Raw genomic sequence first — 20,868 nt, forward strand, 5'->3', positions numbered from 1 at the left:
GGTCCGGGGCCCGGGGCCCCGGGGTGGGTGCCGGCGCTCGACGCGCCCGGCACCCACCGCAGCCGGCCGGCCCACCCGGTGCCCGCCGGCCGTCGCGCCGGGCACCGGGTGGGGTGTCAGGCGGCCGCGGGTTCGGCGGGGTCGGTGGTGATCGCGGCGGCGAGCTGGTGGGCGGCGCGCAGCACGTTGGCGGCGGTGGAGCGGATGAGGTCGACGTCGGCGTCGGACCATCCGGCGACGTAGCCGATCGTGTAGGCGCTGGTGTCGAGGCCGAGGATCCCGGCGACGACGTACGCGACGGACTCGGCCTCGGTCTCGTAGGTGCCGCGGTGCTGGTGGTACTCCCCCGGCTGCAGGTCGGTGTGCAGGATCACGTGGGCGGCCTCGTGCAGGGCGGTCTTGGCGGCCTGGGCGGGCTCGACGTCGGTGGCGATGACGACCCGGCGGGCCAGGAAGTCGGTGTAGCCGCGCCGCCCGCCGGTCAGGTGCTCGCGCTCGACGGCCCAGCCGTCGGCGGCCAGGTAGTCGCTGACGGCCGCGAGGATGCCGAGCGGGTCGCCGCCGGTGAGGGTCTGGGTGAGCGCGGCGGAGGGCTGCTCGGGGTCGGTCGGGTCGGTCTGCGAGACGTCGAACACGGACAGGATCGGGTAGTAGACGCGGCGCCGCTGCCCGGTGGCGTCGGTCTCGACCTGCTCGCCGTCCTGAGCGTCGTCGTCCTCGGTGATCTTCTTGGTCGCGTACCCGAAGATCCGGATGGCCTTCTCCCCCTTGCGGACCTGGCGTCCGCGCGCCTGCCACTGCCGGAACCCGGCGACCTGGGTCGCGTCGGGGTACTGCGACCAGATCAGCATGAGGTTGTTCAGTGAGTAGGCGTGGAACCCGCGGGCGAGGTCGAGGAACGCCTGCCACTGGTCGCTGTCGCGCAGCGCGTCGACCTTCTCGGCGATGGACGCCTGGAGCTCGCGGGCGCGCTCGCGCTTCTGCTCGGCGGTCAGGGTGCTGGTGATCTTGCGGGTCATGGCGGGGTCCTCTCGCGTCGGGTGGGTCGGCCGGTGAGCGCCCGTGTCTTTCGGGCCTCACCGGTAGGCGCGAGGTATCGGGCCCCGGCCAGGGGCCCCGCGCGGGGCCGGAGGGTGTGACGTCGCGCATGACCGAGCGCAGCGAGGCCGTGGGCGACGTCATGCCCGCAGGCATCGGGTGGGGTGCCGGGGTCTGATACCGGCCCGGTGAGCCGCCACGGCCGGCGAGCTCGGCGATGAGCTGCGCGCGGTCGGGTCTCGCGCGCCGCAGGCGCGACCGCCCAGCGGGCCGGGGTCCGGGGCCTGGGGCCCCGGGGTGGGTGCAGGCGCTCGACGCGCTCGGCACGCACCACAGCCGGGGCGACCCCGCCCGGGTGTGCCGAGGCTCGGGCGGGGTCGTGGCTAGGAGAGCGGGCGCAGGGTCATCGCGTCGCGGTCGTTGCCGTCGATGGGCTTGTCCTGCGGCTCGGGGAACCAGAACGCGTCGATGTCGTGGCCGGTGAGGTCGGCGTCGGTGAGGCGGCGCAGGACGTGAACGGCGGCGTCGTGGTGGGTGGTGGCGAACACGTCGAACACGACCACGACGGTCTGCTCGCCGTCGTGGTCGCTGGCGATGCCGAACGGGACGGACCGCTCGACGCGGCGAGCGTCGGCCAGGGCGTGCAGCACGGCGCGCGGGTCGTGGACGGTGCGCTCGAAGTGCGGCTCGGCGTACTCCTGGTCGTCGTAGGCGCGCACGTTGAACGTCGGTCCGCAGCACTTGTCGATGCCCATGGTGACGGCGCAGTGGGTGTTGCCGGACGGCCAGGTCCACGCGACCTCGACCTCGCCGTCGGCGCCGGTTCGGGTGCGCTCACCGGTCAGACCGATCCCGGTGGCCACGCGGGTGATGAGGGTGAGCCACGCCGCGGCCTCGCTGTGGGCGCGCCGGGTCTGGGCCCAGGTGACCGCGTCGTCGAGGGTGGGGAACTCGTGCACGTGCTGGTCCTCGACGTCCTGGCTGCCCTCCCACTGGGCGCTGGTGCACTGCGCGGCCAGCGTCGTGGGGCCGTCCTGGGTGAAGGTCAGGACGGTGTCGTCGGGCAGGTGGACGGTGGCGACCATGGTCATCCCGCCGGTCTGCTCGATCGTGGCGGGGATCTCGCGGACGGCCAGGGCCAGCGCGATGGCGGCGATGCCCTGCTGGGTCGCGGCGCGTGCGCAGTCGTCGGCGTAGGTGGTGGTCATGGTCGGTGCCTCTCGCTGGGTGGTGGTCGGCCCGGGTGGGTCGGCCGGTGAGCGCTGGGCTTGCCCGGCCTCACCGGTAGGCGCGAGGTATCGGGCCCGGCTAGGGGCCCCGGGCGGGGCCGGGAGCTGTGACGTAGCGCATGACCGAGCGCAGCGAGGGCGTGGGCTACGTCATGGCGGACGGCATCGGGTGGGGTGCCGGGTCTGATACCGGCCCGGTGAGCCGCCACGCCCGGCCGGCCACGTCGACGAGCTGCGCGCGGTCGGGTCTCGCGCGCCGCAGGCGCGACCGCCCAGCGGGCCGGGGTCCGGGGCCCGGGGCCCCGGGGTGGGTGCCGGCGCTCGACGCGCCCGGCACCCACCGCAGCCGGCCGGCCCGTTCGGCCTCCGCGTGTGGGTGCTGCCGGGTACGTTCAGGGTCGGGTCGCTTCAAGCGGTCGCGACCCTCCCCCTGGGTCCGGCCCTGGCTGCTTGCTTCAGCCAGGGCCGGACCGTGGCGGCTAGTCCTGGTCCTCGTACTCGCCCAGGTCGAGGTCGTCGGTCGCCCCGTCGGCCAGGTCGTCGGTGTCGGAAACGTCCTGCGGCTCGTCGTCGGTCAGGGTCGCGTCGTTGCCCGCGTCGGGCTCGTCGACGTCGGGCTCGGCGGCGGGTGCCGGTTCGTCGGTGGTGGGCTGGCGTCCGGTGATCGCTTCGCGCTCGATCGCGGCGAGGGTGTAGCCCCAGGACTCGATGGTCGTCAGGTACCGGGCGACGTGCGACACCGGGTGGCGCCAGGTGTGGTCGTCGGTGGCGTCCTCGATCGCGGCCAGGGCCACGGTCAGGGCGATGACCTGCTGCCGCCCGGGGGCGGCGGCGTCGAGCGCGTCGCTGATCGCCTGCCGCCCGCCGTAGGCCTGGGCGTTCAGGCCGAGCAGGTCGCGGGCCATCCGGTGGCCCTCGCGGGAGGCGCGGATCAGGTCGTCGGCGCGGTGGGTGACGACGTAGCCGAGCATCGCGGCGGCGCCCTTGGGGGCGCTCTTGCGGGCGGCGAACGTGGCCAACCACTCGCGCCGGACGGTGGTGGCGGAACGCCAGGCCTTGTTGCCGTCGATGATCCGGCGGCGCTCGGCCTTCTGCTCGTCGGTCATGCCACCGCCCGAGGCGGTGATGGTGTGCTGCTCGTAGGACGGGATCTTGTGGCCGTAGGCCTGGTAGTCGGTGCACACGTAGTGGGTGACGGGCTCGTCGGACCAGTAGGGGGTGCCGATGTAGGCGGCGTGCCCGGGGCAGGCCTCGTGGTCCTCGGGGTTGATCCGCGTGCGGCCGTCGTCCTGGCGCAGGTGGGACAGGTGCCGCATCTGCGTGTCGTCGCTGGTCGGACCGGCGTCGAGGATCGTGATGCCGTCGCCGGTCAGGTCCTCGATCATCCGGGCGCGGGCGGCGGCGTGGGCGCGGGCGGTGGCGAGGTCGTCGCGCTCGGCCTGGGCCTCGTGGGCGAGGTCGTCGGGGTCGTTCAGGGCGATCCCGGTCAGCCGCTCCACGATCTCGGGGTGGTCCTCGAAGGCGGCGATGGTCGCGGCCTGGTCGATCGTCAGCCCGGCGGCGACGGCCTGGCGGGCGGGCTCGCTCTTGGCGACGCGCAGGGCGTTGGTGACCTCGCGCCGGGTGCGCCCGAGGCGTCCAGCGATCTGCCCGGCGCTCATGCCGAAGTCGAGGGCCATCTGCGCGTACCCGGCGACGCGCTCGGCCTCGGTGAAGTCCTTGCGCTGGTCGTTCTCGATGATCTGCTGCACCAGGCGCTCGGCGCCGGGACCGGCGTCGATGATCCGGGCAGGGACGGTCGGGGCGTCGGCAGCGACGGCGCCGAGCGTGCGGCGCTTGCCCGCCCGCACGTGCAGGGTGCCGTCGGCCTGCCGGACGACCAAGATCGGCATGAGGACGCCGTACTGGCGGATCGAGCCGATGAAGCCGGGGTTCAGGTCGACCGACTCGTCCCCGCGCACGTTGGCCTCGATGACCAGGTCGCGCGGGTTGAGGTGGGCGAACTCGGCGGCGGGTGCGCCTTCGGTGGCCAGGGCCTCGGCGATGGTGTCGACGGGGCGGGTGGTGGTGCTGGTGGTCATGGTGACCCTCTCGCTCGGTGGGTGGTCGGCCCGGGTGGGTCGGCCGGTGAGCGCCCGTGTCTTTCGGGCCTCACCGGCAGGCGCGAGGTATCAGGCCGGAGCGACGGGGCCCCCGCGCGAGGCCGGAGGGCTGTGACGTCGCGCATGACCGAGCGCAGCGAGGGCGTGGGCTACGTCATGGCCCGCAGGCATCGGGTGGGGAGCGCAGGTCTGATACCGGCCCAGGTGGGACGCGATGGCTGCGTGGTGGGAGGCCAGCTCGGGCGCCCGATCAAACAGACGCGCCGCAGGCGCGGGCCGGCACCAGTGGGCGCCCCCAGGGCGCGCGCGCGAATGCTGTGCGCCCCGCTCCCCCACCAGCTCGTGGTGAGGCGAGCAGCTAGGAGCGCGGAGCGCGAGTCGCTGCGAGGGATACGAGGGGCGGCAGGCGCGACGTCGCGTAGATCATCTTCGAGCTGGACGCGATGTGGTGCCGGCCTTTGCATCCGCTGCTAGGTCTGGTGTCTGTCTAGTCGCCTACGCGCGACCAGCACCGCCGGCAGCCGGCGACGGTGTCCTCGACGGTCTGCGTGGGCGCTCCCCACAGCGGCGTTGCGCCGGGGCCGGTGTCGATCGACCCGATGACTTCGGCAGGTCCGGTCGCGACGACGCGACCCTGCAGCATCAGGACGGGGCGGTGTCCGCGGACTCGGCAGATGGTCCGGCCGATCACGCGTCGCATCCGGAACTTGAGCGTCGGGGTTCCCGCGGCCGCCTGGGTCATGTGCCGATTCTGCCTTCCGGGTCTGACATCGGACGCCGGGCCTCTCGCTCGAGGAACCGCGTTGCCTCCTCGAGCCGGGCCTGCCACCGTTCCCGCGTGGTTACTTCCCGAGGGCCTTGCGCACAGTGAGGCGGGAGATGCCTGCCCGAGCGGCGAGGTCGACCTCGGAGCCGTCGCGGATGTACCCGCCACCGCGCCCGTCGCGCACCTGCACGGGCCGGCCGGCCGACACGATGAGCGCTCCGGTGAGGGCGGCCAGGGCGTCCTCGTAGGCCGCGCGGGCGGTGTGCATCTGTTTGGCGACGTCCTCCAGGGTGGCGTCGCCGAGGACGACCAGCATTGCCCCGTTGAGCGCCTCCCGCCGGGTGTCCGCGAGGTCGGGCTCGGGCCAGCGGCGGGCGATGGCAGCTTGGGCCTCGTCGATGCGGAGGCGCTGCTCGATGTCGGTGTCGTCGTAGGCGGGCCCGAGGAGGGCGCGCAGCTCGTGTTCCTGCATGGTGGTCTCCGGGAGGTCAGGCGGCGAAGGCCGCGTCGATGAGGTCGAGCAGGCCGGTGTCCATCACGGGCGTGACGGCGATGATCTTGGTGGGGATGACGAGCCGGGCGCCGAGGTCGTGGTCTTCGTCCTCGACGTCCGCGAGGTCGGCGTCGACCTCGACGAGCACGAACGTCTCTGGGTCCCAGGGCATCCCGCTGATCGCGAGGTAGGTCGCGAGGTCCTCGACGGACCGGCACGCCGACACGCCGCTGCGTTCGGTGCCCGTGCAGTAGGACAGCGAGGTCTGGTACTCCGCGTCGAGGAGCTGGGCAACCGGGCGGCAGGCTTCCTGGATGCGGTAGTAGCTCGCGGTCACAGCACGATTGTATAGGGGTAGACACGCGCCTGTCTACCCCTATACAGGTCCTCCCGGGGGCCATGTGCGGCCCGCCTGCACGTTTGCGCCGAATCGAACACCTGTTCGATTCTTGGTCCATGGTGGCCCAGGTACCGATGCGCGACATGGCGCGCCAGGTGCCGGCCGGCGCCATCGCCGGCGGCCGGATCACTCGCCCCGACCTGCCTGCGAAGGTCACAGAGTTCCGCTACGCGATCCGGGCCGCTACGGACCTCACCGCGACCCCGGCGCCGATGTAGCGGAAACGTTCGAATGCGAAACGGTGGAGGATGTCGATAACGCGCCTTGAGGTCAGTCGCGGGCGGTGACCTGGCAGCGGGTGTGCCCCATGGGGGGGTGGGGACCGCGCCCGGGCCGCAGTCCTCAAGTGCCTTCGTCGGCGTCAGGGGTCGCGGTGGGTATCGGGGCGCTGGCGAGCAGGGTTGTGAGTGCGTCGAGCCGGGCGGCGATCTGCAGTCCGGTCTCGTAGGTCGCCATGGTCGCGTGATACTGGGCAACCGCGAGGGCGATGCGAATCTCGGTCGGGTCTGTTCCCTGGCCTGCGTCGTTGAAGGCCCGGACTGCTTCGTCGTGGTTGTTGGTGTTGCCCCTCACTGATCGTGGCACGGCTTCGTCCTTCCGGTAGGGGGGTCGGGTTGTCGTGCTTGCGCGGCGACGTCGCGTGCCCATGCCTCGATCTGAGCCCAGTTGCGGAAGTCGCCTTCAGGCATGAGTCCTCGCAGGGCGGGCAGTCTGCGCACTGCCTTCTCGCTCGCGCTCAGGGTGGCGGCATCGAGTGCGCCGAAGAAGACTCGGTGATCCCGTGGGTGGATCGCCTGGGAGAACTCGGTGACATCCGTGGGCACCGAGCTCGTGCGCAGGTCGCGCCCGGCGGCGTCTGTTGTGTCTGTGCCCAGGGGGCCGCTGCTGAACAGCCACACGGGGCGCGTAGTTAGGTGGTCGATGTTGCGGTCGACGAAGTCCGAGGCGTCCCTGAGCCAGCAGTTGCCGTGAATGGCGCTCCCGATGACGAACGTGTCGTAGTCGCTCACGTCGAGCCGCTCGTGGGCCGCTCGCAGGTCCACGCGGTGCCCTGCACCGGTGAGTGTGGTGGCGATGCGGTCGGCGATTGCTTGGGTCGCCCCGTGCCTGCTCGCGTAGACGACGAGGATCGGTCCGTCGATCGTGTTCATCGCCCGCTACCCGCGCCGTCGGCGCCATTCGGGTGCGATGGCGGCTTCGAGGATGTCGTCGCTGGTCAGGACCCCGATGAGGTGGTCATCGTGGTCCAGGACCGGCAGGACCAGGAGGTTGTAGTCGGCCATGGCCAGCGTGATCTCGGTGAGGTCGGCGTCGGGGTGCACGTGCACGGGGTCGGGTTCGGCCAACACGTCGAGCGTGGCACGCGGGTCGCCCTGGACCAGGGCGACCAGGCCCACTGCCCCGACGACGTGCTGGTTCTCGTCGTGGCAGAAGACGACGACGATGGCCTCGTGCTGCATCTGCGTGGCCGCCCGGACGGCACCGAGCGCTTCCGCGACGGTGGTCGTGGCGGGCAGCAGCAGGTAGTCCACGCTCATCAGACCCCCGGCGGTGGTCTCCTGGTAGCCGAGCAGGACGGTGATCTTCTGCCGCTGGATGTCCGGGAGCAGTCCCAGGACGCTCAGGCGCCGCTCTTGGGGCAGGTCGAGCAGCGCGTCGGCGGCGTCATCGGCGCGCATCCGTCCCAGGATGTCGGCGATCTGCGGGTCTGTGCGGGCTTCGAGGAGGTCGGAGGCCTGGTCCTCGTCCAGCTCTTCGAAGACGTCGGCCTCAAGCTCGGGGTGGGCATGGACGCGGGTGAGCAGCTCGCGCTGCTCACTGTCGGAGGCGTCTTCGATGATGTCCGCGAGCTCGGCAGGCTTCAACCGGTGCAGCCCACCCATCGGTGTGCGTGCGGGCAATGAGCCGTCGTGGCCGATCAGGGCCTCGAACCCCGACCAGTCGCGCCAGGTGTGACCCCCTCGCCGGCGCAGTAGTCCCCGCGGGTGGATGTCGACCGCGTTGACGGCCCATCCGTCGCCGGTGCGGGAGAGCCGGACGTCGTGCGCGGTCACCAGGCCGGGTTCTTCGACGTCGACCAGTCGGTGGCCCAGGACGTCGCGGCGCAGCAGGACCTCGCCGGTGCGGCGCTCGAAGGGCCGCAGGTCCAGGCGGGCCGAGGCGAGCTCGAGGCGTTGGTCGTCCCAGGCGAGGATCTCGTTGGCGGGGACGAAAAGGTCGCGACCTCCGACGTGGGCGACCAAGCCGGTCACTGCGGGGTAGTCGCCCTCGCGCAGGCGCACGATGATGTCGCTGAGCCGGCCCAGGCCGTGACCGGCACCGTCGACGGCCGTCCGGCGCAGCAGTGCGGACAGCAGCAAGACTCCGGGGAGCTGGCCCGTGGGGGCGGGCTGGGGTTCGGTCACTCTGGTCATCGTGCTCTTTCTGGTCGGTACGCGGTAGCGCACGTGGTCAAGAGCCCATGGCGAGCTGGACGACCTTGACGACGACGAGTGCGGAAGCCACCAGGAGGTAGCCGCGCAAGACCGCCAGTCCGGTCCGGCTACCGGCGCTCATGACGGGCTTGCTCAGCAGTGCGATCGGAGGCATCCGCCAGGTGGCGCGGTCGAGCTCCGGCTCGGCGGGGCGCGCGGGATCGACCGGAACAGTTGGCGCCTTGTTCCGGTGGCGAAGTGCGGTCCAGGCCAGGTACGCCCCGGCGACAACGGTGAGGACCGTTCCGACGACGAAGATCGCGATGATCTGGACCGAGGTGATGCCGGGGAACAGCACGCTGGCGGTCAGGACCGTGGACAGCATGACCAGCACGGCGATGATGACGCCGCTGAAGATGTTCATGCCGCGCCCGTTGGTCCACGGTCCGAGCACGCCGCGGTCGTTGCACAGCAGCAGCAGGAACACCGTGGCCGAGGGAAGCAGCACGCCCGCGAGCGTCTGCACGCCCTCGGTCAGCAGGCCCAGCGGGCTGCCCGGAATGATCACGATCACCGCGGACACGAGCAGCAGACCGGCGAAGATCGCGTAGAACGCTTTGGCCTCTGACGGGCGCCGGTGCAACGAGTGGCGCAGGCCCAGCACGTCGCCGAGCGCGTAGGACGTCGACAGGCCCACGGCGGCTGCACCGATGATCGACGCGTCGATGAGGGCGATCGCGAACAGGATCCCGGCCCAGTGGCCGGCGTGGGCCGCGAGCCCCTGGGCGACGCCGAGCGCGTCGGTGTAGTTGCCTTGCCCGCGCGTGCCGGCGAACGCCGTCGCGGTGAACGCCATCATCGCGCCGGCGCCGACGACCACGAAGAGGATCCCGATCCACAGGTCGACCCGCTCGTAGCGGATGAACCGGGGGGTGATGCGCTTGTCGATGAGGTACGACTGCTGGAAGAACAGCTGCCACGGCGCGACGGTCGTCCCGACGATGGCGATGATCAGCAGCATCACGGTGGACAGCTCTGACCCCCCGGGCAGGCCCGGGACGACGAAGTCGTGCACGAGTTGCCCGGCCGGCGGGTGGACCGCCAGGAAGATCGGGATCAGCGTCATGGAGCCAGCGACGAGGAACAGGCTGACGCGCTCAAAGCGTCGGAACGACCCGGTGGAGACCGACGCGATCACGATGACGGCGGCGGCGAAGACGCCCGGGATCTTCGGCAGGCCCAGGTAGGTCAGACCGAGGCTGATGCCGATGAACTCGGTCACGATCGTCAGCGCGTTCAGGACGAACAGGTCGATCACGCTGAACGCGCCCCAGAACTTCCCGTACCGCTCCAGGATCAGCCGTGCATGTCCCACGCCTGTGACCGCGCCCAGGCGCAGGACCATCTCCTGGTTGACGTAGATCACCGGAACCAGGAGCAGCAGCGTCCACAGCATGCGTGTGCCGTAGTTCTGACCAGCCTGGGTGTAGGTGCCGAACGCACCGGCGTCGTTGTCGCCGACCATCACGATCAGGCCGGGACCGATGACCGCCAGCAGTGTCTTCAGGCGCATCGAGGTCCGGGTGCGGGGCGCGACATCGCCTTGGCGGATCGTGCCGAACGCACCCTGGATGTCGCCCTCGTGGGCGCTGTCGAGAACCGCGCTGCGGCCAGTCGTCTCAGCGGTCATCACATGCTCCAAGCGCAGCAGCGCGCACCCCGAGGGCGGCGCAGAAGGAAGAGGGGACGAGCACGCATGCTGGCGCGCGACCTGGTGCGGACATCCTCAACGCCGAGGAGCCACGTGCGAGGCCGACCTGATGGTGACGGAAGCGGGTTACAGCTCTCCGAGACGCGGGCCGACCGGCGATGAAGGGAGATCGCTGGGCGGGCAACTATGTCCGGGATTCATACCCCTCACCTCCTCTTCGGGTCCGGCGCGGCCATGGCGCGCAGAGACGTCCGGTCGACACGAGAAGTAGAGCGCGCCGTACATGGACTGTCAAGTGGTTGCGCAACTATAGTCTTGCCTTACTCGACGATCCGGAGACAGTCATGACCCAGCCGACAAGCCGCGACGCGCCGGCTCGTGACGTCCTCGAGGACGCCGCCGAAGTCTTCGCTCTCCTGAGCGCCCCCGGCCGCCTGCACCTGCTGTGGATCCTGTCCAACGACGAGGTCGACGTCACCACGCTCGTCGCCGCAGTCGGCGGGACCAAGGCCGGCATCAGCCAGCACCTGGCCAAGCTGCGCCTGGCCGGATGGATCGACGCACGCCGCGATGGCCGACGCCTGCTCTACCGAGTCACCGACCCCCACATCGTCACCCTCGTCCACCAAGCCGTCGAACACATCCTCGACCTGCGCGACTGACCCCCCGACACGGGCGGGGCAAGTTACGCAAGTGCTGCGCGCTGAGCGCGCCACCATCCCCTTGCGATGGCCGAGGCGCACGCACGCGAAGGCCCTGGATCGATTTGTGGTGATCCGTGCAATCGCTCATGAGGCGTGCCACAACTTCCTTTGCGCGTAGACACATAGCCGGGCGGGTTCACAGACTGTTCAGATGACGTGGATTCGCAGTCGTGTGCAGCTACTGCTTTTCGTCTCCTCCACCGTGCTGTTGCTCGGGGGCGGCGCGGCGTGGCTGCTGGGTGCCATGCCGTTCTCGGAGTCGCTGTGGGTTGCCGGGACGGTACTCGGGCTGGCGTTCTCGATCGCGTGGACGGCGGGCGCGATCCGGCGCCGTCAGCCGAGCGTCGACGTCATCGCGCTGCTCGCACTGGCTGGTGCCCTGTGGGTAGACGAGCCGTTCGCAGGCGCGATGATCACGGTGATGCTCGCCTCGGGCCAACTGCTTGAGGCGAGGGCGGCGGCACGGGCGCGGCGCGAGCTGAGCCTGCTGGTAGAGCGGGCCCCGCGCACGGCCCGGCGCCGGCTGGAGGGCAGTGTCGTCGAGGTCCCTGTGGACGAGGTCTGCAGGGGGGACCGGATCCTGGTGGGCACGGGGGAGGTCGTTCCGGTCGACGGGCGCCTCGTGTCGGGTGGGATCCTGGACGAAGCCGCGCTGACGGGGGAGTCCCTGCCGGTCGAGCGACCGGCAGGGGATGAAGTGCGCAGCGGGGTGGTCAACGCCGGGCCGCCGATCGACCTCGTCGCGACCTCGGTGGCTGCGGAGTCCACCTATGCGGGTGTGGTGCGCCTCGTGGAGCAAGCGCAGGCGTCGTCGGCGCCGTTCGTGCGCGCGGCTGACCGGATCGCGGTTGTCTTCGTCCCGCTCACCCTGGTGCTAGCTGGCGTGGCGTGGGTACTCAGCGGGGACGCGGTGCGCGCGGTCGCCGTTCTGGTGGTCGCGACGCCGTGCCCGCTGCTGCTTGCGGCACCGATCGCGATCATGTCCGGGCTGTCCCGCGCTGCGCGCATCGGTGTTGTCGTCAAGGGTGGCGGCGCGCTGGAGCGGCTGGCTGCCGGGCGCGTCATGCTCTTCGACAAGACGGGCACCCTGACCCAGGGGCAGCCGACCCTGGCCGACGTCGTCACAGCCAGCGACCGGGTGGACGCCGACGAGGTCCTGCGCCTGGCGGCCTCGCTCGACCAGGTATCCCCGCACGTCCTCGCCTCCTCGATCGTCACCGCAGCGACCCGCCGCGGCCTGACGCTGGAGATGCCCGAGAACGTGCAGGAAGAGCACGGGTACGGGCTGCGCGGGCGGGTCGGCACCCACGAGGTGCAAGTGGGCAAGGCCGAGTGGATCGTCGGCGACACGCAGCCCGCATGGGTGCGTCAGGTGCGCCGGCGCGCGGACCTGGACGGCTCACTCACCGTGTTCGTCGCGATCGACGGCGAACCGGCGGGGGCGTTCCTTCTCCAGGACCCGATCCGGTCCGACGCGCCGCGAATGATCCGCACGTTGCGCGAGGCCGGCATCAGCCGGGTCGTCCTGGTCACCGGAGATAGGGCCGACATCGCCGACACCGTCGGGCGGATCGTCGGGGTCGATACCGTGCTGGCCGACTGCGACCCGGCCGACAAACTCGCCGCGATCGAGTCCGAGGCCGCGCACGCCGCGACAATCATGGTCGGTGACGGCGTGAACGATGCCCCGGCGCTGGCCGCCGCGGGGGTCGGCGTGGCCCTGGCCGCGCGGGGAGCGACCGCGTCATCGGAGGCCGCCGACGTCGTCCTGACAGTCGACCGGCTCGATGCCCTCGCCGATGCGATCCTCATCGCCCGCCGGTCCAAGCGCATCGCCCTGCAGGCGGTCCTGGTGGGTATGGGCCTGTCGCTGGTCGCGATGGTCGCAGCAGCGGTCGGGTTGCTCCCGCCGGCGGCCGGTGCGGTCACCCAGGAAGTCATCGATATCCTCGCGATCGGCATCGCCCTGCGGGCCGTCCTTCCCGGCAAGGTCCACACGATCGCGATGCCGTCAGCCGACATCGCCATCGCGCACGAACTGAAGGTCGAGCACGACGCGGTGCTCGCCGTCGTCGAGCAGATCCGGGCCGTGGCCGACACCCTCTCCACGCAGAACTGCGATCTCGCTCCGGCACACACCCTGCTCGACCGTCTCGAGGGAGAACTCCTCCCGCACGAGCGGGCCGACGAGTCGCTGCTCGTGCCGCTGGTCGACCGGGCCCTCGGCAGTTCCGACACGACCGCCGCGATCAGCCGCACCCACGCGGAAATCGAGCACCAGGTCAGCCGCCTGCGCCGACTGCTTACCAACTTGGACAACGACACCGTCCAACCCGAAGACGTCGTCGAGCTCCGACGACTGCTCTACGGGCTGTACGCAGTCCTACGCCTGCACAACGCCCAGGAAGAAGAGGGTGCGTTCAGCCTCGTGCCCACCGGAGCACGCAGCACTGGCAACTGAGCCGCAGCAGTGGGCCGACACGACCCGTGGGTCGCTGCTTCCGCCGCCTGAAACGCCCGCCGAATCCACCCGAGAGCGAGAAACCCGATGTCCAACCTCATCCAGAAGCTGACCGCATTCGTCCGCAGCCCCCAGGGCCGCACCGTGATCGACCAAGCCCGACGGCAGGCGGCCAAGCCGGAGAACCGTCGCCATCTGGCACGGCTGCGCGCCCAGATGACCCGGAGACCCTGAACTCACCCATCCCCATACCCAGACCGTACTGACCGACAACGACGGAGGACCCCATGTGGGAAGCGCTCAAGAACGCAATCATCGGTGTGAAGGAGGCGGTGGGGCTTGAGATCCCTGGGCTGCCAGCCGACCTGGGCTCCCTCGGCGAGTCGGCCACGACCGTAGTGCAGGACTTCACGAACTCCGCAACCGGCCTCGTTGACGAGGCGACCAGCGTTGTCGATGGAGCGACCGCCGCCACTGACGCGATCACCGGGCTACCCGTGGGTGACATCCTGCCGGAGTAGTTGCAGCCTGATCAGCGACCAGGAGGGTCGACAGGGTATGAGTCGACGCTGACCCACACCGCATCGGCCGCGCCGATGGCGACCTCGACGCGATCCCCCACGCGCTCACCCGTCACGCTTGAATGGGAGATCAACACGGAACCAACTGCCAGGTTCCTCTCATCCAGGTGAATACGGGTCCCGAGGTTGATCTCCCGCGCTTCGAGATACCGCAGAATTTCGGGCTCGTGATCCGAGATGCGAATGACACATCCGTGAGCGCCGGGGTCGATCTCACTCAGACGCGCTGCGGAGCTGGACCCCACAGCGCGCTCGATGCTCCCATCGGAGCGAGGGATCGGGTCTCCGTGCGGGTCGCGGGCAGGGTGGCCGAGCACCTCATCCATGCGGTCCAGAACAAGGTCGGACACCGCATGCTCGAGGGCATGCGCCTCTACATGCACCTCATCCCAACCGAGACCTAGACGCTCGACCAGGTAGGTCTCCAAGACGCGATGGCGACGCACAACCATCACGGCGATCTCGTGACCGGCGGGGGTAAGTCCGATGCGCCCATACGGCTCGTAGTCGATCAATCCGTCCCGGGCGAGCTTCTTCAGATTGGCTGACACCGACGAGGGCGTTACCGCCAAAGTCTCGGCGATCTCGTTCGTAGACACGGAACTGCCAGGCCACTCCTGCGCCTTCCAGATGATCCGGAGGTAGTTCTCCCCCATCTCCGAAGCACGTCGATCTCCCATGTCCCGATCCTACGGGCGCCACTTCGAGCAACCCCGCGCACCTGGGTGTGGCACACAGGGACCCGGAAGGGCTGATCATCGGCGCCGCCTTGCTCGCGGAGCCACCGGGCCATCGCGTGGACCACGGGCGTCTACCTGGACTGGCTAGGGTGATACCAAGGACTGATTGGGCGGTTCACCGTCGGTCCGATTCCCAGCAACGGCTAACCAAGCACCGTCTGTCGCGATGTCCCGCCGAAGACAGCCAGCAGGACACCGCCAGTGAGCGGCGGCCGCCGCATCGACGGCACAGCGAGCCGCCATCGGTCGCCCAGAGAACACCGCCATCTACCGGCAGAAGTCACAACCTGCCACCGGCCGTGCGGGCGTGGATCGTCGACGGCCGCGGGCGGGACGTCGAGGTCGACGGCGAGGCCGTGGCCTGGACCCCGCGGGTCGTACACGTGCACTACCTCGACGAGCACGGCCGCGAGGGCTGGGTGTGGGTCTGGGCCTCAGCTGTCACGAGGCGGCCGTGAGCGATGACCGGCCGCGACTCTCGCTCCCCGAGGTCGTCCCCGGTGGGATGGCCCGCGTGCGGGCGGCCGTGCCTCTGCTGAACGGCCACGACGTCCCGCCTGGCGTGCACCATGACGTCGACCACCCCGTCCCGGTCCGCGTCGTCCTGCGGTGGCCGGCCGGGGACGAGTTCGTCGAGACGGTCGCGGTGGAGTGGACGCGCGAGCTTGTGCGCGTGCGGCTTACGGACCTGCGGGTCATGACGGGCGCCGTGTGGGTCCCGGCCGTGGACGTTCGTCGGATCTGAGGTCCTCAGGCCCTGGGTGGGGTGCTGCTCGGCGGCGGTTGCTCGGGCTCGAGCCGCACCCCGTCGCCCAGGAACACCGACACCGCTAGACCTCGGTCTACCCGCGCCGGCGGCCGCCCAGGAGGAACGCCTGCAGAAGGTAGGTCACCACCGCGGCGCCTGCCATGACCAGCACCAGGTGGGGCACTCGGGCGGCTACGGAGGCGGCGAACGTGAGCACCGCAGGCGCGTCGTCCGACACCTCCGGCGGCGCCAGCTCCAGCCGCGGGAAGCCCATCCAGAACACCACGCAGAGGATCAGCCACGAGAAGAACCCTGAGAGCGGTCCCGCTGCCGGCCGAGCATTCTCGGCACCCCCAGAACCCGGCTCCACCTCGCGCGCCGCTTCGTCGCTCGATGCGGCACTGCGGACTGCTCGGGGCCTCACCACTCGCATGTGCCTCTCCTCCGGTCCCGCCGTCTGCTCGCCCACCTCTAGTGGACCTTGCGGCGGTAGATCCTGACGCTCGACGGTGTGCCGGGTAGCCGCACGTCTCGCACCTCTCTTCATCAGGCCCTCGATGGGGTGCCGCTCGGCGGCGGTGGCTCACGCCTGGCGGCCTTCATCGCGTCGTACTGGCGTTCCTTGAGATCGTCGTACTCGGCCGAGAAGCACTCGCAGCACTCAACGCCCTCGGCGTGGTGGTGGCCGGCGCAGCGGTCGTCCGGGCACCCGCAGGTGTCGCCGTGCCAGACGCCGTCAGCCCAGTAGTACAGCGCGAAGTCCCTGACACTGACACCGATCGCCTCGAGCAACGCGACGGCCGTCGCGTTGAGCCGCGTCGGCTGGTCAGCGTTCATCGTGAACCCTCGAGATCCTTGCTCGGTGGGGGGAACTCCGGCCAGGGGTGAAGCGGCCCGGGCCGCAGCCTCGGGCTCGTAGAGGTTACCCGCCACTCCCCCGACTCCCCCGGCTCCATGACATGGTCGACGTGGTCCTGCGTGCCGGCGGCGTGCGAGACGGCGGCGAGAACCAGGTCGACGTCCCTGCGCTCGAGGTTGACCAGTAGCCACGCCAGCGGAGGCATGCCCTGCAGGTCGATCGCCTCATCAGCGGGATCGGGGTAGCCGCCGAGCTGCGCGGCCACCAGCGCGATCGCCCGCTCCGCCGGCGAGCCCTGCGCAGCACCCACGTGGGTTTGCACCGCCCGCCAGTCCACCGCGAGCACATCCGCACGGTCGTCGAGGGCATAGACGCACTCCTGCACGAACCACGGTCGTGCGAGCCATGCGCCGTGCCGAACCAGCAGCTCGGTGGCTGCCTCGGCCGGGTAGCTGCCCTCCGCGCCGGCGCGCAGGCCGGCGATGAGTTCGGACACCGTCAGACCTTCGGCGGATCCTCTGGCGGCGTGGTGACCGCTCGGGTTGTTTCCCGTGTTCATTGGGACTCCTCCGTCTCGCGTCGCATCTCAGCTGCCGAACGGACGGCCCATGCGGAACGCGCCGCGGTTGGGCTCGAACGGCTCACCGGCGTTGAACTGCTCCTCGAGTCGGATGACCTCGCGTGCGAGGGCCTCGTTGACGAGGGCGGTGAGCGACCGGACTCCGCCTTCCTGTCCGGCGGTGCGCAGCACGGCCGTCTCGGCCCTGGCTTTGAGCTCGAGGTAGATCTGGAGGGAGGTCGTGGCCTTCTGACCGACGAGGTAGTCCGCGGGGTTGCGCGCTGCGCCGCGGCGGCGGGCCCGGGCGTGCTCGCTGGGCGGCGCCGCGGGCTCCTGACGTACCGGGTCAGGTGCGGGCGTCTGCTCGGGTGCTGGCTCGTCAGCGGGGCTCCGCGGCGTGGTGGCCGACTCAGAGTCGTCCTTGACGGGCATTCGCACCGTTTCGACCTGGACGCCGAGGATGGGACTCTGGCCGGACGGGCGACTGCGGGGCGGGCGGGTCATGTCGATCTCCTAGGCGGACAGGAACGTGCGGGCGAAGTGGGCGGCGAGCTGGTCGAAGATGGCGGTCGTCTCCAGCCCGACCGGGTCCTTGTAGACCGACAGCGACGTGGCGGCTCCGTCGGCCTCGTTGATACGAGTGCGGTGCGGGATATACGAGGGGGTCACCTCGACCTCTCCCCCGTCGAGCAGACGCCGCGTCGTTCGCAGGTCCCACACCAGGTCACCGAAGGTCTCACGCAGCCCCTCCAGCTGGAAGGCGTGCTCCGCGGTGTGCTTGCGCATCGTGACGATCACGCCGCCGACGGTCAGGCCCTCGTTGCCGATGTCCTCGGCGTGCTGGTGGACGAAGTCGCGCACACGGACGGCGCCCTCGACCGGGTCGTACTCCGGTGTGGTGACGATCAGCGTCGTGTCGGCGGCGGCGAGGGCCATCTGCACCAGGTGGCCGAGGTCGGGCCTGGTGTCGATGAGGATGACGTCGTAGTCCTCTGTCCAGCCACGCAGCGCCTTGCGCAGACGCCGGACCGCACCTACCGCGCCGGCTTCGTGTTCCCGGTTGCCCAGGTCGAAGCGCGCAGGCAGGACGTCGATGTACTGGGCCTCGGGGATGGACTTCTCATCCCAGCCGCACGAGACGACGGCACCCGCACCCGCGCCCTCCTGGTTCGCGGCGACGACCTCGGACATGGTCGGCGTCGGGTTCTGCGGGTCCCATGTGACCCCTAGCCGTCGAGTGGCGTTGGCCTGTGGGTCGAGGTCAACGACCAGGACGCCCAGCTTGCGGCGGCCGAGGGCGGCGGCGAGCTGGACGGTCGTGTCGGTCTTCGCGACCCCACCCTTGTTGTTGGCGATCGCTGCGGTGAACGTCATCAGCCCTCCAAGTAACACAAGACTTGTATACCTTACGCGCAATGCATGTCTTGGTTGTCATGCGTTGCATGCCTGCTCGCGTCGACGGTACGCCTCGCGAACGATCTACACAAGTCTTGTGTTGCTTGGGTTTGTTGCCTCACTTCGTTTGCTTGCCGTGCTTGGGTTGCTTGTATCGCTTGCGTGCACCGGGTTGAAGGCTGGGGCGAAGCCGCCCGGGCTCGACTGGGCGGGCCGGGCAAGCCGAGTGCGGGGGGCTGACATCACAGGCGCCCTACGCGACAAGGACACCCGCGAGGGTCCACGTGACGTCTCCTGGCGGAGGGAGCCAGTACTCGTCTATCTCCGAGTCGTACATGTCGCGCTCCGAGATTCCGCAGGCGGCCTGCTGGTCGTGTCGGGCGAGGTAGGCGCGCCACCTCCGGCGTTGGCGGGCGTAGGTGGCCAGTTGCAGTGCGATCGCTTCGGTGACGCCGAGGTCCTCAGCGATCCGGGCGAGGAGTTCGGGGTGGGGGAGTAGGCCGTCGGTGGTGCGTTCGACCAGGCCGTGCTCGCACAGGAGGTCGACGGCTTCGGCGATGCTGGATCGCGAGCACCCGACTGCCTCGACGAGGGCGGTGATGCTGCGCGCGCGGCCGTGCTCAAGGGCCTCGAACACCAGGCCGGCGATGTCGCCGAGCTCGCGGAACGCCGGCCGCTTGGCGTGGATGGTTCCGGAGTGCCACCGCAGGTCAGCGGCTTGGACGTCCTTCGGGATCGTGAGCGCGTAGAGGTCTGCTGCGGTGCCGTGGGCGGCTTGGATCAGGTCGAGCCACCCGAGCTCGGTCAGGACCTTGAGCATCGCTGCGATCGTGCTGTGGTCGCTGCCTGTCGCCACGGCGAGCGCGCGTGACCCGAATCCGAAGTACCGGCTTGCGCTCTTGTGGCCAGCCTCAGCCAGGGCGCGCAGGAGCCAGCGAATCTTCGTTCCGATCGGTGCGAAGCGGTGTCGTTCGTAGGCCAGGACTGCGGTGGTCCAGGTTCGGATGAACTGGTGCTCCAGGTGGGGGTCGGCCGGCGGTCCGTAGGGAGCGCCTCTGAGCCCCCCCGCTAGTGACTCCAGACGGCTTGTGTGGGATCTGCGGACATACGAACTCCCGGCCCGGCGGGGGGTTCTTGCGATGAGCGCTTGGGCGTTGCGCCAGTCGGCGGCAATTCGCTCGCGCCGCTGGTCGGCCTTGGGGCGGTTGGCTTCGTACATGCCGGCCAGGCCAGGCCAGCGGCCGTCCTCGAGGCGCACGACCACGTCGGCCAGGCGCCAGCCGGCGCGGGCGGCTGCGGCCATGACCGCGGCTCGTGCTTCGGACGGCGACCCGTACCGGGTGGCGTCGTAGATGCCTTCACGGGCGATCCGGGTGACGACCGCGCTGAGCGCGCGGGGCGCGCCGCCGGCCGGCTCGCCGACGGCGGGCGGGTCGGTGGGGGAGAGGGGCGCCGGGGTGTGGGCGGCGTGCCAGGCGGCGATCTGCGGGGCCAGGCGGATCCGCAGGGCGTCGACGACGTCGGGGGTGTTGCGGCGGTGCAGGACGTCGACAGCGGTCGCCAGGGTGGTGACGAGCTGCTGGTGGCCACCGGTCTTGTGCCGTGAGCCTGGTGTGCGGATGCACCCGGAGCGGGCGGAGCGGTGGGGTGAGGCGTCGATGGTGGGGAAGCGCAGCGCGAGGGCTTCGACGATCTCGCGCGCGGCCGCCAGGTCGAGGCGCTGAGCGAGCGGGACGTAGATGTGCCGGCCGCCGTTGGGGGAGACGTCCTCGATGACGCGGGCGCCGCACTCGGCCAACCACTTCACCAGGCGTGTCGCTTCGCGGGCCACGGCGTCGGCGCCGCCGCGTGAGGAGTCGAGGTCGAGGAACAGCGTGCTGCAGGAGCCGTCGTGGCCGTAGACGCGCACGGCGGCGGGCTTGGCCGGGAGCCGGTCGGTGAGGCGCCGCTCGTCGGCCGCGCGGTACTCCACGCCGCCGCGTCGGGGGCGTCCCTCTCGCACGCGGTCGACGCCTGCCAACAGCATCGCGGTAGCCGCCCACTGCTGCGCAGGCCCGCCCATCGCGGGGTCGACGACAGCCCGCCTGGTCTCAACGGAGGCGGTGAGCGGGGGTGAAGCGGCACGCGAACTCGGCGTGTCGCCCGTGTGGGGGTGCGCAAGGCGCCCGGGCGCAGGTATCGTGTCTCCCGAGTGTTAGGCACACCGAAGGGTGCGCTGAGGGGAGCTCGTGACCGCCGCCGTCGCCAAACGTTTAGCCGGTCAGAGCTTCTGGGCTAGGGCCCGCCCCCTTTGGGGCGGGCCCTCACTCGTTCTCTGGGTCTATGCGGACTGGACCAGTCGCACGTCACCTCTTCCGATGGGTAGCACGCCCTGGTCTGCTTGAGGCCTCGGCGTGGGCGCGAACTGGTCGAGGCCGAGGTCGTGGGCCATGAGCAGCGTGACGTACTCGCTGAAGTCGAGGCCCAGGCTTTCGGCCCGCGCCCGTCCGGCCTCGCTGACGGGCAGCGGAGCGCGCACTGTGTGCTGTCCTCGGGGGCCCTTAGAGGGGCGACCACCGTGTCCGCGGGTGCTCATGGTCGATACCTAACACCATGCGCGGACTCTGAATCAGAAACCGACACGGCGTGTCGGGCAACTCTGTCCGGATTCCGGTCGAGGCTCCTATCT

Annotated in this window: 24 protein-coding genes; 7 read left to right on the forward strand and 17 right to left on the reverse strand. The window is 70.5% G+C overall.

Going from position 1 to position 20,868, the window contains the following annotated elements:
- Positions 1 to 116: 116 nt before the first annotated feature.
- The 6 genes from HGA03_RS16665 to HGA03_RS16690 form a co-directional block, all read right to left on the reverse strand.
- Positions 117 to 1,019, reverse strand: coding sequence for an ArdC-like ssDNA-binding domain-containing protein (locus HGA03_RS16665; RefSeq protein ID WP_168631434.1), 903 nt, complete (start codon positions 1,017 to 1,019; stop codon positions 117 to 119).
- Positions 1,020 to 1,421: 402 nt separating this feature from the next.
- Positions 1,422 to 2,246: a hypothetical protein gene (locus HGA03_RS16670; RefSeq protein ID WP_168631435.1), complete on the reverse strand. Its 825-nt coding sequence runs from the start codon at positions 2,244 to 2,246 to the stop codon at positions 1,422 to 1,424.
- 500 nt (positions 2,247 to 2,746) lie between these two features.
- Complete coding sequence (locus HGA03_RS16675) at positions 2,747 to 4,348, reverse strand: ParB/RepB/Spo0J family partition protein (protein WP_168631436.1); 1,602 nt, start codon at positions 4,346 to 4,348, stop codon at positions 2,747 to 2,749.
- Between the two features lie 508 nt (positions 4,349 to 4,856).
- Positions 4,857 to 5,111 carry a hypothetical protein gene (locus HGA03_RS16680; RefSeq protein ID WP_168631437.1) on the reverse strand — a complete coding sequence of 85 codons (255 nt, stop codon included), beginning with the start codon at positions 5,109 to 5,111 and terminating at the stop codon, positions 4,857 to 4,859.
- A 100-nt stretch (positions 5,112 to 5,211) separates the two neighbouring features.
- Entirely contained in the window at positions 5,212 to 5,607 is a 396-nt protein-coding gene (locus HGA03_RS16685) for a hypothetical protein (RefSeq protein WP_168631438.1), read from the reverse strand.
- A 16-nt stretch (positions 5,608 to 5,623) separates the two neighbouring features.
- Positions 5,624 to 5,965, reverse strand: a complete 342-nt coding sequence (locus HGA03_RS16690; protein WP_168631439.1) for a hypothetical protein — start codon at positions 5,963 to 5,965, stop codon at positions 5,624 to 5,626.
- Positions 5,966 to 6,084: 119 nt separating this feature from the next.
- On the opposite strand from HGA03_RS16690, the gene HGA03_RS16695 reads away from it, so the two are divergent.
- Entirely contained in the window at positions 6,085 to 6,246 is a 162-nt protein-coding gene (locus HGA03_RS16695) for a hypothetical protein (protein WP_168631440.1), read from the forward strand.
- Positions 6,247 to 6,370: 124 nt separating this feature from the next.
- Here the strand turns inward: HGA03_RS16695 and HGA03_RS16700 are convergent, their stop codons facing one another.
- From HGA03_RS16700 to HGA03_RS16715, 4 genes are read right to left on the reverse strand one after another with little or no spacing between them, the layout of a single operon-like run.
- Complete coding sequence (locus HGA03_RS16700) at positions 6,371 to 6,601, reverse strand: hypothetical protein (RefSeq protein WP_168631441.1); 231 nt, start codon at positions 6,599 to 6,601, stop codon at positions 6,371 to 6,373.
- Complete coding sequence (locus HGA03_RS16705) at positions 6,598 to 7,179, reverse strand: flavodoxin domain-containing protein (RefSeq protein WP_168631442.1); 582 nt, start codon at positions 7,177 to 7,179, stop codon at positions 6,598 to 6,600. The genes HGA03_RS16700 and HGA03_RS16705 overlap by 4 nt, the downstream gene beginning before the upstream one ends.
- Before the next feature lie 6 nt (positions 7,180 to 7,185).
- The gene (locus HGA03_RS16710) at positions 7,186 to 8,433 is read right to left on the reverse strand and encodes a magnesium transporter MgtE N-terminal domain-containing protein (RefSeq protein ID WP_239073784.1); all 1,248 of its coding nucleotides are present in this window, start codon (positions 8,431 to 8,433) and stop codon (positions 7,186 to 7,188) included.
- A gap of 46 nt (positions 8,434 to 8,479) precedes the next feature.
- The gene (locus HGA03_RS16715) at positions 8,480 to 10,132 is read right to left on the reverse strand and encodes an NRAMP family divalent metal transporter (protein ID WP_168631444.1); all 1,653 of its coding nucleotides are present in this window, start codon (positions 10,130 to 10,132) and stop codon (positions 8,480 to 8,482) included.
- 365 nt (positions 10,133 to 10,497) lie between these two features.
- Between HGA03_RS16715 and HGA03_RS16720 the strand changes: the two genes are divergently transcribed.
- From HGA03_RS16720 to HGA03_RS16735, 4 genes are all read left to right on the forward strand, one after another.
- Positions 10,498 to 10,815 (forward strand): ArsR/SmtB family transcription factor, encoded by a 318-nt coding sequence (locus tag HGA03_RS16720; protein ID WP_168631445.1) that lies wholly within the window; start codon positions 10,498 to 10,500, stop codon positions 10,813 to 10,815.
- Between the two features lie 193 nt (positions 10,816 to 11,008).
- Positions 11,009 to 13,318 carry a heavy metal translocating P-type ATPase gene (locus HGA03_RS16725; RefSeq protein WP_168631446.1) on the forward strand — a complete coding sequence of 770 codons (2,310 nt, stop codon included), beginning with the start codon at positions 11,009 to 11,011 and terminating at the stop codon, positions 13,316 to 13,318.
- An 87-nt stretch (positions 13,319 to 13,405) separates the two neighbouring features.
- A complete protein-coding gene (locus tag HGA03_RS16730) occupies positions 13,406 to 13,552 on the forward strand; it encodes a hypothetical protein (protein WP_168631447.1) in 147 nt (48 codons plus the stop codon).
- 53 nt (positions 13,553 to 13,605) lie between these two features.
- Positions 13,606 to 13,839 carry a hypothetical protein gene (locus HGA03_RS16735; RefSeq protein WP_168631448.1) on the forward strand — a complete coding sequence of 78 codons (234 nt, stop codon included), beginning with the start codon at positions 13,606 to 13,608 and terminating at the stop codon, positions 13,837 to 13,839.
- Between the two features lie 11 nt (positions 13,840 to 13,850).
- Here the strand turns inward: HGA03_RS16735 and HGA03_RS16740 are convergent, their stop codons facing one another.
- Positions 13,851 to 14,579 carry a metal-dependent transcriptional regulator gene (locus tag HGA03_RS16740; protein WP_168631449.1) on the reverse strand — a complete coding sequence of 243 codons (729 nt, stop codon included), beginning with the start codon at positions 14,577 to 14,579 and terminating at the stop codon, positions 13,851 to 13,853.
- 359 nt (positions 14,580 to 14,938) lie between these two features.
- On the opposite strand from HGA03_RS16740, the gene HGA03_RS16745 reads away from it, so the two are divergent.
- A complete protein-coding gene (locus HGA03_RS16745) occupies positions 14,939 to 15,097 on the forward strand; it encodes a hypothetical protein (RefSeq protein ID WP_168631450.1) in 159 nt (52 codons plus the stop codon).
- Complete coding sequence (locus HGA03_RS16750) at positions 15,094 to 15,384, forward strand: hypothetical protein (RefSeq protein WP_168631451.1); 291 nt, start codon at positions 15,094 to 15,096, stop codon at positions 15,382 to 15,384. The genes HGA03_RS16745 and HGA03_RS16750 overlap by 4 nt, the downstream gene beginning before the upstream one ends.
- 97 nt (positions 15,385 to 15,481) lie before the next feature.
- Here HGA03_RS16750 and HGA03_RS16755 read toward each other — a convergent pair whose 3' ends face one another.
- The 6 genes from HGA03_RS16755 to HGA03_RS16780 form a co-directional block, all read right to left on the reverse strand.
- Positions 15,482 to 15,856, reverse strand: coding sequence for a hypothetical protein (locus tag HGA03_RS16755; RefSeq protein ID WP_168631452.1), 375 nt, complete (start codon positions 15,854 to 15,856; stop codon positions 15,482 to 15,484).
- A 77-nt stretch (positions 15,857 to 15,933) separates the two neighbouring features.
- Complete coding sequence (locus tag HGA03_RS16760) at positions 15,934 to 16,224, reverse strand: hypothetical protein (RefSeq protein ID WP_168631453.1); 291 nt, start codon at positions 16,222 to 16,224, stop codon at positions 15,934 to 15,936.
- Positions 16,221 to 16,805, reverse strand: coding sequence for a hypothetical protein (locus tag HGA03_RS16765; RefSeq protein ID WP_168631454.1), 585 nt, complete (start codon positions 16,803 to 16,805; stop codon positions 16,221 to 16,223). Before HGA03_RS16765 ends, HGA03_RS16760 begins: the two co-directional genes overlap by 4 nt.
- Before the next feature lie 27 nt (positions 16,806 to 16,832).
- Positions 16,833 to 17,309, reverse strand: a complete 477-nt coding sequence (locus tag HGA03_RS16770; RefSeq protein WP_168631455.1) for a ParB family protein — start codon at positions 17,307 to 17,309, stop codon at positions 16,833 to 16,835.
- Between the two features lie 9 nt (positions 17,310 to 17,318).
- Positions 17,319 to 18,179, reverse strand: coding sequence for a ParA family protein (locus HGA03_RS16775; RefSeq protein WP_168631456.1), 861 nt, complete (start codon positions 18,177 to 18,179; stop codon positions 17,319 to 17,321).
- 274 nt (positions 18,180 to 18,453) lie between these two features.
- Positions 18,454 to 20,172 carry a MarR family transcriptional regulator gene (locus tag HGA03_RS16780; protein WP_168631457.1) on the reverse strand — a complete coding sequence of 573 codons (1,719 nt, stop codon included), beginning with the start codon at positions 20,170 to 20,172 and terminating at the stop codon, positions 18,454 to 18,456.
- Positions 20,173 to 20,868 lie beyond the last annotated feature (696 nt).

This window comes from Cellulomonas denverensis (assembly GCF_012396125.1).
In the GTDB taxonomy this organism is placed as follows: Bacteria; Actinomycetota; Actinomycetes; order Actinomycetales; family Cellulomonadaceae; genus Cellulomonas; species Cellulomonas denverensis.

What these genes read in the sequence shown, in the direction of transcription:
- HGA03_RS16725 (WP_168631446.1), top strand. Translation starts at nt 11,009, where the DNA reads ATGACGTGGATTCGCAGTCGTGTGCAGCTACTGCTTTTCGTCTCCTCC.
- HGA03_RS16735 (WP_168631448.1), top strand. Translation starts at nt 13,606, where the DNA reads ATGTGGGAAGCGCTCAAGAACGCAATCATCGGTGTGAAGGAGGCGGTG.
- HGA03_RS16760 (WP_168631453.1), bottom strand. Translation starts at nt 16,224, where the DNA reads ATGAACGCTGACCAGCCGACGCGGCTCAACGCGACGGCCGTCGCGTTG.
- HGA03_RS16695 (WP_168631440.1), top strand. Translation starts at nt 6,085, where the DNA reads ATGGTGGCCCAGGTACCGATGCGCGACATGGCGCGCCAGGTGCCGGCC.
- HGA03_RS16775 (WP_168631456.1), bottom strand. Translation starts at nt 18,179, where the DNA reads ATGACGTTCACCGCAGCGATCGCCAACAACAAGGGTGGGGTCGCGAAG.
- HGA03_RS16730 (WP_168631447.1), top strand. Translation starts at nt 13,406, where the DNA reads ATGTCCAACCTCATCCAGAAGCTGACCGCATTCGTCCGCAGCCCCCAG.
- HGA03_RS16685 (WP_168631438.1), bottom strand. Translation starts at nt 5,607, where the DNA reads ATGCAGGAACACGAGCTGCGCGCCCTCCTCGGGCCCGCCTACGACGAC.
- HGA03_RS16715 (WP_168631444.1), bottom strand. Translation starts at nt 10,132, where the DNA reads ATGACCGCTGAGACGACTGGCCGCAGCGCGGTTCTCGACAGCGCCCAC.
- HGA03_RS16680 (WP_168631437.1), bottom strand. Translation starts at nt 5,111, where the DNA reads ATGACCCAGGCGGCCGCGGGAACCCCGACGCTCAAGTTCCGGATGCGA.
- HGA03_RS16675 (WP_168631436.1), bottom strand. Translation starts at nt 4,348, where the DNA reads ATGACCACCAGCACCACCACCCGCCCCGTCGACACCATCGCCGAGGCC.
- HGA03_RS16720 (WP_168631445.1), top strand. Translation starts at nt 10,498, where the DNA reads ATGACCCAGCCGACAAGCCGCGACGCGCCGGCTCGTGACGTCCTCGAG.
- HGA03_RS16770 (WP_168631455.1), bottom strand. Translation starts at nt 17,309, where the DNA reads ATGACCCGCCCGCCCCGCAGTCGCCCGTCCGGCCAGAGTCCCATCCTC.
- HGA03_RS16670 (WP_168631435.1), bottom strand. Translation starts at nt 2,246, where the DNA reads ATGACCACCACCTACGCCGACGACTGCGCACGCGCCGCGACCCAGCAG.
- HGA03_RS16765 (WP_168631454.1), bottom strand. Translation starts at nt 16,805, where the DNA reads ATGAACACGGGAAACAACCCGAGCGGTCACCACGCCGCCAGAGGATCC.
- HGA03_RS16705 (WP_168631442.1), bottom strand. Translation starts at nt 7,179, where the DNA reads ATGAACACGATCGACGGACCGATCCTCGTCGTCTACGCGAGCAGGCAC.
- HGA03_RS16665 (WP_168631434.1), bottom strand. Translation starts at nt 1,019, where the DNA reads ATGACCCGCAAGATCACCAGCACCCTGACCGCCGAGCAGAAGCGCGAG.
- HGA03_RS16740 (WP_168631449.1), bottom strand. Translation starts at nt 14,579, where the DNA reads ATGGGAGATCGACGTGCTTCGGAGATGGGGGAGAACTACCTCCGGATC.